Here is a 12,438-nt window from a genome sequence, read left to right on the forward strand (position 1 = left end):
ATGTGATGAAAGCTGTAGATTTAATACAACAAATTTCGAATATACCTACATTTAAAAAATATGGTCGAGTTAGTCGAGTTGTTGGATTAATGATTGAATCACAAGGTCCTGAAAGTTCCGTAGGTGATGTATGTAAAATCCATATAAACTCCGTCAAAACAGGAGCTTCTATTATTCTTGCTGAAGTTGTTGGTTTTAAGGAAGAAATTGTCGTCTTAATGCCCTATACGAATATAAGAGAGATATCTACTGGTTGTTTAGTCGAAGGAACGAATAGTCCATTAGAGATTAAGGTAGGGCCGGAACTTATAGGAAAAGTATTAGATTCCATGGGCAATCCAATTGATGGATCTGTTTTACCAAAGGGTTTAATGACTGTTGGAACAGAAAAAGATTCTCCAAATCCTTTAACTAGACCACCTATTGAAGAGCAAATAGAAGTAGGTGTTAAGGCAATTGACGGAATGCTTACTGTCGGAAAAGGCCAAAGGGTCGGTATTTTTGCTGGCTCGGGGGTAGGGAAAAGTACATTGCTTGGAATGATTGCTAGAAATACTAATGCGGATTTAAACGTCATTGCACTAATTGGAGAGCGCGGCAGGGAAGTACGAGAGTTTATCGAAAGAGATTTGGGAAAAGAAGGTTTAGAGAAATCGATTGTCGTAGCAGCTACTTCTGACCAGCCTGCATTAATGCGGATTAAAGGTGCTTTTACAGCTACTGCTATTGCAGAATACTTCCGAGACAAAGGGTTAAACGTAATGCTTATGATGGACTCGGTGACTCGTGTAGCGATGGCACAACGGGAAGTTGGTCTTGCAGTTGGAGAACCTCCAGCTACAAGAGGATATACGCCTTCTGTATTCTCTATCTTGCCTAAGTTGCTTGAACGAACTGGCACAAATGAAAACGGCACAATTACAGCGTTCTATACTGTATTGGTAGATGGCGATGATATGAACGAACCAATAGCTGATACAGTTCGCGGAATATTAGATGGTCATATTGTGTTGGATCGTTCACTTGCTAACAAGGGACAGTATCCTGCTATTAATGTATTAAAAAGCATTAGTCGATTGATGAATCATATTTCAGACGACAAACATGTGAAAGCAGCGGAAAGATTACGAGATTTATATTTCACGTACGATAAATCAGAAGATCTTATTAATATTGGTGCATATAAGCGTGGGACATCTCGTGAGATTGATGAAGCTATACAATATGAACCTTTAATTACTTCCTTTTTAAAACAAGGTTATTTAGACAAAGTATCTTTGGATTCTTCCGTCGATGAATTAGTGAAATTATCAGGTGGTGTTTCATAAATGGTTGCTTATCAGTTTAAATTTGCTAAAGTTCTAACGATTCGAGAACAAGAAAAATCAGAAACGGAATTGGCTTACAAAGAATCCGTGTCGTCCTTCGAGAAGGTCGCTACAGAGTTATATAATTTGTTGAAAAAGAAAGAAGATACAACAGATACTCAAAACAATCTGCTTATTTCTGGCCTTTCAGTAGACAATATTCATCATTATTCGAATTATATCGACGGTCTTCAAAAAAGAATTGATGTTGTTCAAAAGGAAGTTGTCCAAGCAAGATCTAAAATGAATTGGATGGAAGAAAAGCTACTCGAAAAGTCATTAGAGGTAAAAAAGTTTGAGAAGATTAAAGAAAAAGACCTATCACAGTTTCAAGAAGAGCAACAAAGACTAGAAACGATTCAATTAGATGAAATATCTTCTTTAAAGTTTCAAAACAAAGAGATTAGGTGAGTAGAAGCATGGCTGAAGCAAAAGGTTTAAGTAAAATAAAAATGCTCTTTTATTGGTTTATCATTCCTCTTTTATTTGCTTTACTTCTCTTACTGGTACTTGCTCAAATAGCAAATATAAATGTTTTTGAAAAAGCAAAAGAGATAACTGGTTTTAGTGAAGAGCAGGTATTAACAGTAGACAAAAAAACAGAAGTACTAGAAGAAAGAGTAGTCTCGTTACAAGCTGAAATTCAAGAAAAAGAAGCTCGAATTGATAAAGTTCAAACGGAACTTGATAATTCTGCAACTGAGAAGGAAGCATTATTAATAGAACAAGAAAGATTGTTAGAAGAAATTGCAACATTAACAAGGAATCAGGAAAGTGCTAAACGAGATTATGCTGAAGTTGTTTCTACATTTGAAAAAATGTCCGCAAAAAAGGCTGCTCCAGTTATAACAAAGATGAGTGATGCGGAAGCTTTACGTATTTTGACAAGTCTCAAACCAGATACGGTAGCAAGCATTTATGAAAAAATGACTCCAGAAGATGCTGCTAAATATACAGAGTTAATGACGAAATAATTATTTCCATTTGAAGGGAGGTGAATATAAACGTGAATATCGCAATGCCCGTCAATACAAATGTAAATGCTGCTATTCAAACTAGTAGTAAAATACAAACGACTATGAATAACAGTCAAAAGTTTGGTTCTGTATTTGGACAGATTTTATCCAATTCACAAGTACAACCGATTGTTACAGAACAAGGAAATCCCGTTGGAAATGTACTCCAAGATCTGTTAGCAATTCTAAATGCAACTTCCATAGAAGAGCTAGAATCAGTATTAGGAACGGAAGATTTAACTGTAAATCCTAAAGAGTTAAAAGGACTTTTAGATAAATTATTAGGTACTGACAGTGATGTGAACACGAACGACGAAATGCAACAATCAAATGTTTGGGATTTGCTAGCCGGTATAAATGAACAGGCAACCAAACTTACAGATGCGATTATTTCTTCTTTAAATGGACAAGGGCCAAGTACTCCAACTGATGCAAAACAAGCGATTGAATTCCTAAAAACTGCACAGTTAATAGGAAATAAATCGGATTTAACCATTAAAGAAGAATCTACACTTTTTGATATGAAGCAGTTGCTTGAAAATGTGAAGGAAGTAGTAAGTAAATTACCAACTAGTGAAACAATTTCTTCATCACAACTATTAAAACAACCGATTATTCATACTCAAATGGTAGTCAAACAACCTGCTCACACTTTACAAACAGAAGTTGTAACTGAAACAAAAGAAATTACATCAAATGTACAAGGCAGTACTACTACAGTAGTTCAAACAAAAGTAGAATCAGTTTCCTTAACCTTACCAACTGAGAAGGCTGGTCAGTCAGAGGAATTTATAAAAGAATTACAAAAAGTAATGAACCGTGTGCAGTTTGGGCAAACAGGCGGTGTAAATAGACTAGTTCTTAAGCTATTTCCAGAGCATCTAGGTACGATTCGAATTGAATTGATACAAAAAGATGGTATGTTAACAGCAAGAATACTAGCATCGACTGCTTTAGGTAAAGAAATGTTGGATTCTAACTCAAGTCAATTGAGACAAGGTTTTGCAGGACAAAACATTCAACTGGAAAAGTTAGAGATTAGCCAGGCTTTACAAGACTCGGTGAGACAAGAGAAGCAACAAAACTTCCAACAATCTTTTAAACAACAACAGCAAGAGCAGTCTAATGAAGAGACAAATACGGAAAGTCAGGAAACACCAATTTCCTTTGACGATTTCTTAACAGATATGGAGGTTTAACAGATGGCAGATTTGACCCCAATTACTAAAGGTATGTATTTATCTAACAAAGCGATAACAACAAAAACCACTGGTAGTAGTGAATTAGGGAAAGATGCTTTTTTAAAAATCCTAATGACACAACTGCAAAATCAGGATCCAACTAAACCGATGGATGATGCACAATTCATCTCACAAATGGCGCAGTTTTCATCTTTAGAACAAATGACTAACTTAACGAAAGCCTTTGAAGAATTTGCAGGTGTACAACAACAAAGTCAAATGATCGAATTCAGTAATTTTGTAGGCAAAGAAGTAAAGTGGCATGAACTTACGGATAAATTAGATGCTGATGGAAAGCCCATTACAAATGAAGGTGCTGGATCTATTACAGGTATTAAGTTTGTAGATGGAAGCGTGGAATTCACGTTAGCAGATGGAAAGAAGATAAACCCTGGAAATATCTCAGAAGTATTATCGGGTAGTTCTAATTCCAATAGTTTAGTAGAAGCTAGCATGCTCATTGGTAAAACAGTAGGTTATCAAAATGGCGATACTGTAAGCTCAGGAGTAGTACAATCAGTTTCAAAAAAAGATGGAAGTATTGTATATAATTTAGGTGGAGATGTGTCGATCAAAGCCGACCAGTTTATATCTATCCAATAAGAACGGAGACTTGCAATGGACAATCTTTCGGTAAATCGTGTTCCGCTGCAAACAAAAATCCGTCAACCAATCACATCAAATCAGGTAGCTTCACCAAAACAATCTTTCTTACATCATTTACATGAAGCATCTGTTCGAACAGAATTAAAAGTAAGCAAACACGCCAACCAACGTTTACAAGAAAGAAATATTTATATTTCAGATGCAGAATGGCAAATAGTAAGCGACAAAGTTTCAGAAGCACGCTCTAAAGGTGTGAACGACTCACTCGTATTGATGGACCAAGCAGCATTAATCGTCAGTGCCAAAAATTCCACTGTCATTACTGCAATGAATCGCACGGAAGCGAAAAACCAATTATTCACAAATATTGACGGTACAATCGTACTGAACTAATTAAAATAGCAGGACCTGTAAAGGATGCTATGTGCAGCCGACTGATAGAAGCTAGCACGCAAATTGAAGGGAGAAAAAATATATGATTCGCTCAATGTACTCAGGTATTTCAGGTTTAAAAAACTTCCAAACAAAATTGGATGTAATAGGTAACAATATCGCAAATGTTAACACATATGGATTTAAAAAAGGTCGTACTGTATTTAAAGATTTGATATCACAAACTACCGCAGGTGCTTCTGCTGCAACAGAAACTCGCGGGGGGGTTAATGCCAAACAAGTTGGTTTAGGTTCGCAGTTAGCAGCAATAGATACAATTCAAGCAGGTGGAGCACTGCAATCTACAGGAAATACGCTTGACTTAGCGATATCAGGGGATGGATTTTTTGTAGTAGCAGATGGTGTAGGAAGAAATGATGGTGCAACGCCTGCTGCTCCAACAGATTTTGAAAATCCTGTTTATACTCGTGCAGGCAATTTTTATATGGATAATAAAGGGTATTTAGTTAATGGAGATGGAAAATACGTATATGGTGTATCCGCTAATGTTGATGCTGATGATCTTGACACTGATTTTCCAGTTGCAACTTTACCAGAAGATCCAAAAATAGTCAGTGGTGCTGAACCAGCGGCAGATACAATGAGACCAATAAGAATTCCTACTAATGCTCAAAGTATGAGCATCGGTCAAGATGGTACAGTTACTTTTGTTGATTCAACTGGTACATTGAAATATGCTGGGCAATTAGTTTTAGTTAAATTTCCAAATGCCGGTGGATTAGAGAAATCAGGTTCGAACTATTTCAAAGATTCTTCTAACTCAGGCGAACCTTTTTATGGAATTTCAACTACACAAGGAATGGGATCAATAAACTCTGGTTTCTTAGAAATGTCTAACGTCGATCTTTCAGAAGAATTTACAGACATGATCGTTGCACAACGTGGATTCCAAGCGAATACTCGTATTATCACAACTTCAGATTCTATTTTAGAAGAATTAATCAACTTAAAACGTTAATCTATTAAACTTTAAATTTACTTGAAAGGGAGGGTTGGGCCGTTCCTAAATGGTTCCGGCCCTTCATTATGATTAAGCTTACTCGTTTAAACGGCAAGGAGTTTTCGTTAAATGCTCTGTACATAGAGACTGTGGAGTCTTTTCCAGATACGACGATTACACTTACAAATGGTCATAAATATGTAGCGTTGGAATCTAGGGATGAAGTATACTCCAAAATATCTCAGTTTTACAAAGAAGTACATATTTTATCGAACCCGCATATAAGAGGTGAACAAGATGAAGAGTAAAAATAAACTATTAACCATTATGCTTATTATTTTAGTTTCGATTACATTAGTAGGGGTAGTAGCTTTGCTAATAGTAATGCAGTTAAACAAAGCAGATAAAGATGATAAGCCGACCATTGATGAAATTATCGAATCCTCTGTAGATATACCAGAGATAACTACTAATCTAGCGTCAAATAAATTTATCCGTATATCTTTAAAGGTCCAGACGGACAGCGTTAAAGCAGCAGAAGAATTAACTAAACGGGATTTCCAAGTAAAAAATATAGTGATCACAGAACTATCTGAAATGACTCCTGAAGAATTAGATGGTAAAAAAGGTAAAGCAGTATTTGAATCAGCGCTTAAAACAAAAATTGGTGAGCTAATGGATGATGGAGAAATTCAACAAGTTTATATCACTTCTTATATTATTCAATAAAGAATTTTTAAAAATTGGAGGTGGGCAGATTGGCAGGAGATATATTATCTCAATCGGAAATAGATGCGTTGTTGAGTGCACTCTCGACAGGTGAAATGACAGCAGATGAAATGAAAAGCGAACAAGAAGCTAGGAAAATAAGGACATATGATTTCAAAAGAGCACTTCGCTTTTCAAAAGATCAGATTCGAAGTTTAACGAGAATTCATGAAAACTTTGCTCGTCTATTAACCACATTTTTTTCTGCCCAGTTAAGAACATACGTACAAATTTCGGTCGTTTCAGTCGATCAAATACCTTTCGAAGAATTTGTTCGTTCGGTACCACATATGACATTGATCAATGTGTTTGAAGTACCACCGTTAGAAGGTAATATTCTGATGGAGATTAATCCGAATATTGCTTACTCCATGTTGGATCTAATGATGGGTGGAAAAGGACAAGCTCATACAAAAGTAGATAATTTAACGGAAATTGAAACGAAGATTATGACGAATTTATTTGAGCGTTCGTTTGATAATTTACGAGAAGCCTGGATAAATATTGCGGATATCGATCCGATATTAACAGAGCTAGAGGTTAATCCACAATTTTTACAAATGATCTCTCCCAATGAAACAGTTGTTGTGATATCTTTTAATACAATTATTGGTGAAACAAGTGGAATGATTAATATTTGTATTCCTCATGTAGTTTTAGAACCAATTGTACCGAACTTATCTGTGCGTTATTGGATGCAAACAAATAAAAAAGAAGTTTCACCTGAACAATTAGCTGTTCTGAAAAAACGAGTGAATGCTGCAGAAATACCTATAGTCGCAGAAATTGGGACAACGGATATATCTATAGAAGATTTATTGTATTTACAATTAGGAGATGTCATTCAGTTAAATACTAAAATTGATGACTCATTAACTGTTAAAGTTGGTGGTATTCCTAAATTTATTGGTCAACCTGGAAAACTAAAAAAACGAATGGCTGTACAAGTCATTGAAACTGTGAAAGGAGGAGAGGATGATGATGAGTGATGATATGCTCTCCCAAGACGAAATTGAGGCTCTCCTTAGAGGAACGAATATAAATGAGGAAGCTTCGAAAGAAGTAGAGATGGAAGATGTAAATGTAGAAGATTATTTAGATTCATTTGCTCAAGACACACTTGGAGAAATTGGTAATATCTCATTTGGTAGTTCTGCTACAGCCCTGTCTTCACTTTTAGGACAAAAAGTAGATATTACTACACCTAGTATTAGTATGATCAATAGTAGAAAACTACAAGAAGAGTTTCCTCATCCATATGTTGCAGTGCAAGTACAATATACTGCTGGACTAATCGGTATGAATCTTCTCGTTATAAAACAATCGGATGCTGCAATTATTGCAGACTTAATGCTTGGTGGGGATGGATTAGATCCAAAGCCCGAGCTTAGTGAAATTCAGTTAAGCGCAGTTCAAGAAGCGATGAACCAAATGATGGGTTCCGCAGCAACATCAATGTCTACCGTTTTCAACAAAAAAGTAGATATTTCACCGCCTACGATCGACCTTATGAATCTTATGGAAGGGGAAGGAACCGATGCCATCCCTGAAAATGAGTTACTTATTAAAATATCTTTCCGTCTTAAAATTGGAGATTTAATCGATTCTAATATTATGCAACTACTACCATTAGAATTTGGGCAAAGCTTAGTGAAATCCTTAATAGGAGAAGATGAACCTGAATTAGCTGCTACCATTACAGAAGAAAAGGTATATCAAGCGCCTGTTCAACAGCAGCCTTCCATGCAAACACAACAAGTACATGAAGTGCCTTCGCAAGCGCCAATACAGTATACTCAGCAGCAAACACGACCGCAGGCACCGCCAGTGGAAGTGCAACAAGCACAATTTGCAAGCTTTGAAGCGCCGAGTTTATCGCAAAATGAATCGAGAAATTTAAATTTACTACTTGATATTCCTCTCCAAGTAACAGTAGAATTAGGTCGTACTAAGAGAACTGTAAAAGAGATTTTGGAACTAACAAGTGGCTCCATCATTGAACTCGACAAACTGGCTGGAGAGCCTGTTGATATTCTTGTCAATAATCGACATGTAGCCAAAGGGGAAGTCGTTGTTATTGATGAGAATTTTGGTGTACGTATTACAGATATTTTAAGTCAAGCAGAACGTATAAACAATTTAAGATAAGCACTGGAGGAGACATATTATGTCGAAAAGAATTTTAGTAGTAGATGACGCAGCTTTTATGAGAATGATGATTAAAGATATTTTAAGCAAAAATGGTTTTGAAGTTGTAGGTGAAGCTGGAGATGGAGTTCAAGCAATTGAAAAGTACAATGAGCTTAAACCAGATTTAGTAACGATGGATATTACAATGCCAGAAATGGATGGAATTGCAGCTTTGAAAGAGATTAAAGCAAAAGACCCGACTGCGACAATCATTATGTGTTCAGCGATGGGCCAACAAGCGATGGTTATTGATGCAATCCAAGCTGGAGCAAAAGATTTCATCGTTAAGCCTTTCCAAGCGGATCGTGTAATTGAAGCTATTTCCAAAGCTTTAGGGTAATGACATGAGGAAATTTCCCCTCGTTTTAAGTGTATTTCTTTTTTTAACTTTTGGAACTCAGCTTGTTGTGAAAGCAGAGGTAGATTCAAATGAAAGTGTTGAACAATACCTAAATAACAATAATTCCAAAAATGAAAAAGATTCTGAAGCAATTATAGAAGAAACCCCAGATACTACAGAAACGACAGAACCCGTTTCTGCAGGTGTTTCTGTTACAGCATGGGATTACATTAAAATGGTGCTTGCCCTTTTGTTTGTTATTGCTTTACTCTACGGTGTACTTCGTTTTGTAAATAGTAGAAACAAAACCTTTCAAACCAACCAGCTTATTCAGAATTTAGGTGGGGTCGGGGTAGGTCAAGGTAAATCATTACAGCTAATGCAAGTAGGTAATTCTATATTTTTGGTTGGTATTGGCGAAGATATTACTTTGTTAAAAGAAATAACCGATCCAGTAGAGATAGAAAATTTAACAAAAATATATGAAGCAAAAATAGATATTGAAAAAAGTATTCCTTACATATTTGAGATAGTTGGTCGCTTGAAAGACAAAGGAACCTCACAGAAGAAGGAAAGTAAGCAACCTTCATTTAAGGAGACATTCCAAAAGAGACTTCAAGATATTCAAAAAGACCGTAGTAATGTATTAAAGGATTGGAAGACGAAGGAGCGCGATAACAATGAATGAATTTGTCCAGTTTTTTTCGGACAGCGACCCGGGGAATCTTTCCACATCTATAAAATTGATGCTTTTACTAACGGTCTTATCTTTAGCTCCTAGTATATTAATATTAATGACTTCTTTTGCTAGAATAGTTATAATTTTATCATTTGTACGAACTGCACTAGCGACTAACCAAATGCCTCCGAACCAAGTGATAGTTGGGTTAGCGTTGTTTTTAACATTTTTCATCATGGCTCCAACATTACAACAAGTCAACGAAGATGCATTAACGCCTTTGTTTAATGAAGATATTACTTTAGAAGAGGCTTATGAAAATGCTAGTGGTCCCTTCAAAGAGTTCATGAGTAAGCATACAAGACAAAAAGATTTGGAACTTTTCTTAAGATATTCAGAAGCAGAAAGACCTGAAACATTAGAGGATATTCCGTTAACGGTGATGGTGCCTGCTTTTGCGCTTAGTGAGATTAAGACAGCTTTCCAAATTGGATTTATGATTTTTATCCCTTTTTTAGTTATTGATATGATTGTGGCGAGTGTACTGATGTCAATGGGTATGATGATGTTACCGCCAGTTATGATCTCTTTACCGTTTAAAATATTATTGTTTGTATTGGTAGATGGATGGTATTTAGTGATGAAGTCTATATTACAAAGTTTTTAGGAGCTGATTGTATTGAATAATGAAATGGTAATTTCAATTGCCGAACGAGCAATTTGGGTCATTCTTCTTGCATCAGGTCCTCTTCTTTTAGTTGCTTTAATAACAGGTCTTGCGGTAAGTATTTTTCAGGCGACCACACAAATCCAGGAACAAACTCTTGCATTTGTGCCTAAAATTGTTGCAGTTTTAGTAGCTATCGTTTTCTTTGGTCCATGGATGCTTTCACAAGTAACTTCATATGCAGCAGATATTTTTGAGAATTTGATAAGATACATTGGTTGATACGATGGATGAAATTTTACCGAATTTAACTGTATTTTTACTAATCGTTGCCCGTGTAACCGCATTTTTTGTAGTGTTACCATTATTCTCACATCGAACAATACCTGCATCACATCGGATAGCATTTGCTGTAGTTCTATCTTGGATGATGTATTATACGTTGGATGTAGAACCGTTTGAAATAAATGGAGATTATATTCTGTTAATCATTAAAGAAGTTATATCTGGATTATTTATAGGTTTACTAGCCTATATCATTATGTCAGCCGTTCAAATTGCGGGTGGATTTATCGATTTTCAGATGGGATTTGCAATGGCTAACGTTATTGACCCACAGACAGGTGCACAAAGTCCTTTAATTGGTCAGTTCTTGAATACTTTAGCTCTATTGTTGTTATTAGCACTAAATGGTCATCATTTATTGTTGGATGGTATTTTCTATAGCTATCAATTTATGCCGTTGGAAATGGTCTGGCCAGCTTTTGGGCAAGAAAATTATGTGGAATTTATTATGAAAACTTTTGCTGGCGTTTTTGCTGTTGCATTTCAAATGTCTATCCCAATAGTTGCGACACTATTTCTTGTGGACGTAGCCCTTGGTATAACTGCGAGAACGGTACCACAGTTAAATATTTTTGTCATAGGATATCCGATAAAAATAGGTGTAGGGTTTTTAGTCCTTCTCGTGATGATGGCTGTACTAATGGCAGTGATACAGAAAATGTTTGAAATTTTGGTCGTCGCAATGCGTGACTTGATGATAATTTTAGGTGGTGGCTAATATGATTGCTCTACGCTTAGATCTGCAGTTTTTTGCGGGAGAAAAAACAGAAAAAGCTACTCCTAAAAAGAGAGAAGATTCTCGTAAAAAAGGGCAAGTCTTAAAGAGTCCAGATGTAACAAGTGCCATTGTGTTACTCTCTGTTTTTGTTTTTCTATTTTTCTTTGCTGGTTTTTTAAGAACAGAGATATTTACATTTTTTAGTGTTGCATTTACTCATTATATGTTGATAGAAACCTTGACTATTGATACTGCAATCATTATTTATAAGGATATGTTAATTGAAATGGCTATGGTTCTGCTACCAATCATGTTAGTGGCTGTAGTAGCGGCTATAGCGGCAAATTTCTTTCAGTTTGGACTGCTATTTACGACAGAACCATTGAAATTTGATCTGAAAAAGATTGATCCTATAAAAGGTCTCAAAAGGATCTTTTCGATTAAAGCAATAATAGAGCTATTAAAATCTATCTTAAAAATATCATTTATTGGTTCTGTAACTACTTTAATATTGTGGATGAATTTGGAACAGGTATTATCTCTGTCATTCAAAACAGGTTGGGATACACTCTCCACTGTTGGCTGGTTAACCGGAACTATGGGTATAGCTGCATCCTGTGTATTGTTGTTCATATCCATTTTAGATTTCTTTTATCAAAAATTTGACTATGAAAAAAATCTGAAGATGTCTAAGCAGGACATTAAAGATGAACATAAAAACTCGGACGGGGATCCAATTATAAAGTCACGTATACGTCAAAGACAAAGGGAAATGGCAATGCGTCGGATGATGCAAGAAATCCCTACAGCAGATGTTATTATTACAAATCCAACACATTTTGCTATTGCTTTAAAATATGATGATGAATCAATGGAAGCTCCAACAGTAGTTGCAAAAGGTGCCGATTTCGTTGCACAAAAGATAAAACTAATTGCTAAGGAAAATAACGTGGTCATGGTAGAAAATAGACCACTAGCTCGTTCAATGTATGACCAAGTAGAAGTAGGTCAACGTATTCCAGATGAGTTTTTCAAAGCAGTTGCTGAAGTATTAGCTTATGTGTATCGTATTAAACAAAAAATTTAATGGCAAAGTTAGAGGTGGAAG

At 35.8% G+C, this 12,438-nt stretch carries 17 protein-coding genes; all 17 read left to right on the forward strand.

Translation table 11 applies throughout. The annotated features are described in order from the left end of the window. The first annotated feature begins 5 nt into the window (after window positions 1–5). The 17 genes from fliI to flhB all read left to right on the forward strand — a co-directional run bounded on the left by fliI (window position 6) and on the right by flhB (window position 12,417). A complete protein-coding gene (gene fliI / locus MKX39_RS06005; RefSeq protein ID WP_340761921.1) occupies window positions 6–1,328 on the forward strand; it encodes a flagellar protein export ATPase FliI in 1,323 nt (440 codons plus the stop codon). Further along, a complete protein-coding gene (gene fliJ, locus MKX39_RS06010; protein ID WP_093535150.1) occupies window positions 1,329–1,778 on the forward strand; it encodes a flagellar export protein FliJ in 450 nt (149 codons plus the stop codon). Between the two features lie 8 nt (window positions 1,779–1,786). Beyond that, complete coding sequence (locus MKX39_RS06015) at window positions 1,787–2,341, forward strand: MotE family protein (protein WP_093535148.1); 555 nt, start codon at window positions 1,787–1,789, stop codon at window positions 2,339–2,341. A 32-nt stretch (window positions 2,342–2,373) separates the two neighbouring features. Further along, window positions 2,374–3,582 carry a flagellar hook-length control protein FliK gene (locus MKX39_RS06020; RefSeq protein WP_340768736.1) on the forward strand — a complete coding sequence of 403 codons (1,209 nt, stop codon included), beginning with the start codon at window positions 2,374–2,376 and terminating at the stop codon, window positions 3,580–3,582. Between the two features lie 3 nt (window positions 3,583–3,585). After that, window positions 3,586–4,227, forward strand: coding sequence for a flagellar hook assembly protein FlgD (gene flgD / locus MKX39_RS06025; RefSeq protein WP_340768737.1), 642 nt, complete (start codon window positions 3,586–3,588; stop codon window positions 4,225–4,227). 15 nt (window positions 4,228–4,242) lie between these two features. After that, window positions 4,243–4,623 carry a TIGR02530 family flagellar biosynthesis protein gene (locus MKX39_RS06030; protein WP_340768738.1) on the forward strand — a complete coding sequence of 127 codons (381 nt, stop codon included), beginning with the start codon at window positions 4,243–4,245 and terminating at the stop codon, window positions 4,621–4,623. 82 nt (window positions 4,624–4,705) lie between these two features. Next, window positions 4,706–5,641: a flagellar basal body rod protein FlgG gene (flgG, locus tag MKX39_RS06035; protein ID WP_340768740.1), complete on the forward strand. Its 936-nt coding sequence runs from the start codon at window positions 4,706–4,708 to the stop codon at window positions 5,639–5,641. Window positions 5,642–5,709: 68 nt separating this feature from the next. Continuing rightward, window positions 5,710–5,931: a flagellar FlbD family protein gene (locus MKX39_RS06040; RefSeq protein ID WP_340761929.1), complete on the forward strand. Its 222-nt coding sequence runs from the start codon at window positions 5,710–5,712 to the stop codon at window positions 5,929–5,931. Continuing rightward, complete coding sequence (fliL, locus tag MKX39_RS06045) at window positions 5,921–6,352, forward strand: flagellar basal body-associated protein FliL (protein WP_340768741.1); 432 nt, start codon at window positions 5,921–5,923, stop codon at window positions 6,350–6,352. Before MKX39_RS06040 ends, fliL begins: the two co-directional genes overlap by 11 nt. Before the next feature lie 29 nt (window positions 6,353–6,381). Then, complete coding sequence (fliM, locus tag MKX39_RS06050; protein WP_093535134.1) at window positions 6,382–7,380, forward strand: flagellar motor switch protein FliM; 999 nt, start codon at window positions 6,382–6,384, stop codon at window positions 7,378–7,380. After that, window positions 7,373–8,539 (forward strand): flagellar motor switch phosphatase FliY, encoded by a 1,167-nt coding sequence (gene fliY, locus MKX39_RS06055; RefSeq protein ID WP_340764410.1) that lies wholly within the window; start codon window positions 7,373–7,375, stop codon window positions 8,537–8,539. The genes fliM and fliY overlap by 8 nt, the downstream gene beginning before the upstream one ends. A gap of 19 nt (window positions 8,540–8,558) precedes the next feature. Beyond that, window positions 8,559–8,921 (forward strand): response regulator, encoded by a 363-nt coding sequence (locus MKX39_RS06060; RefSeq protein WP_093535132.1) that lies wholly within the window; start codon window positions 8,559–8,561, stop codon window positions 8,919–8,921. A 4-nt stretch (window positions 8,922–8,925) separates the two neighbouring features. Further along, a complete protein-coding gene (locus MKX39_RS06065; RefSeq protein WP_340768743.1) occupies window positions 8,926–9,609 on the forward strand; it encodes a flagellar biosynthetic protein FliO in 684 nt (227 codons plus the stop codon). Next, complete coding sequence (fliP, locus tag MKX39_RS06070) at window positions 9,602–10,267, forward strand: flagellar type III secretion system pore protein FliP (protein WP_093535127.1); 666 nt, start codon at window positions 9,602–9,604, stop codon at window positions 10,265–10,267. The genes MKX39_RS06065 and fliP overlap by 8 nt, the downstream gene beginning before the upstream one ends. Window positions 10,268–10,279: 12 nt before the next feature. After that, the gene (gene fliQ / locus MKX39_RS06075) at window positions 10,280–10,549 is read left to right on the forward strand and encodes a flagellar biosynthesis protein FliQ (RefSeq protein ID WP_093263173.1); all 270 of its coding nucleotides are present in this window, start codon (window positions 10,280–10,282) and stop codon (window positions 10,547–10,549) included. Window positions 10,550–10,553: 4 nt separating this feature from the next. Then, window positions 10,554–11,330 carry a flagellar biosynthetic protein FliR gene (fliR, locus tag MKX39_RS06080; protein WP_340768745.1) on the forward strand — a complete coding sequence of 259 codons (777 nt, stop codon included), beginning with the start codon at window positions 10,554–10,556 and terminating at the stop codon, window positions 11,328–11,330. Between the two features lies 1 nt (window position 11,331). Next, window positions 11,332–12,417 (forward strand): flagellar biosynthesis protein FlhB, encoded by a 1,086-nt coding sequence (gene flhB, locus MKX39_RS06085; protein ID WP_340768747.1) that lies wholly within the window; start codon window positions 11,332–11,334, stop codon window positions 12,415–12,417. Window positions 12,418–12,438 lie beyond the last annotated feature (21 nt).

Source organism: Psychrobacillus sp. FSL K6-1464, from assembly GCF_038003145.1.
In the GTDB taxonomy this organism is placed as follows: domain Bacteria; phylum Bacillota; class Bacilli; order Bacillales_A; family Planococcaceae; genus Psychrobacillus; species Psychrobacillus psychrotolerans.

Bases quoted from the DNA above. Each gene is read 5' to 3' on its own strand.
- fliI (WP_340761921.1), top strand. From the start codon at position 6: ATGAAAGCTGTAGATTTAATACAACAAATTTCGAATATACCTACATTT.
- fliJ (WP_093535150.1), top strand. From the start codon at position 1,329: ATGGTTGCTTATCAGTTTAAATTTGCTAAAGTTCTAACGATTCGAGAA.
- MKX39_RS06015 (WP_093535148.1), top strand. From the start codon at position 1,787: ATGGCTGAAGCAAAAGGTTTAAGTAAAATAAAAATGCTCTTTTATTGG.
- flgD (WP_340768737.1), top strand. From the start codon at position 3,586: ATGGCAGATTTGACCCCAATTACTAAAGGTATGTATTTATCTAACAAA.
- MKX39_RS06030 (WP_340768738.1), top strand. From the start codon at position 4,243: ATGGACAATCTTTCGGTAAATCGTGTTCCGCTGCAAACAAAAATCCGT.
- flgG (WP_340768740.1), top strand. From the start codon at position 4,706: ATGATTCGCTCAATGTACTCAGGTATTTCAGGTTTAAAAAACTTCCAA.
- MKX39_RS06040 (WP_340761929.1), top strand. From the start codon at position 5,710: ATGATTAAGCTTACTCGTTTAAACGGCAAGGAGTTTTCGTTAAATGCT.
- fliL (WP_340768741.1), top strand. From the start codon at position 5,921: ATGAAGAGTAAAAATAAACTATTAACCATTATGCTTATTATTTTAGTT.
- fliY (WP_340764410.1), top strand. From the start codon at position 7,373: ATGAGTGATGATATGCTCTCCCAAGACGAAATTGAGGCTCTCCTTAGA.
- MKX39_RS06060 (WP_093535132.1), top strand. From the start codon at position 8,559: ATGTCGAAAAGAATTTTAGTAGTAGATGACGCAGCTTTTATGAGAATG.
- MKX39_RS06065 (WP_340768743.1), top strand. From the start codon at position 8,926: ATGAGGAAATTTCCCCTCGTTTTAAGTGTATTTCTTTTTTTAACTTTT.
- fliP (WP_093535127.1), top strand. From the start codon at position 9,602: ATGAATGAATTTGTCCAGTTTTTTTCGGACAGCGACCCGGGGAATCTT.
- fliR (WP_340768745.1), top strand. From the start codon at position 10,554: ATGGATGAAATTTTACCGAATTTAACTGTATTTTTACTAATCGTTGCC.
- flhB (WP_340768747.1), top strand. From the start codon at position 11,332: ATGATTGCTCTACGCTTAGATCTGCAGTTTTTTGCGGGAGAAAAAACA.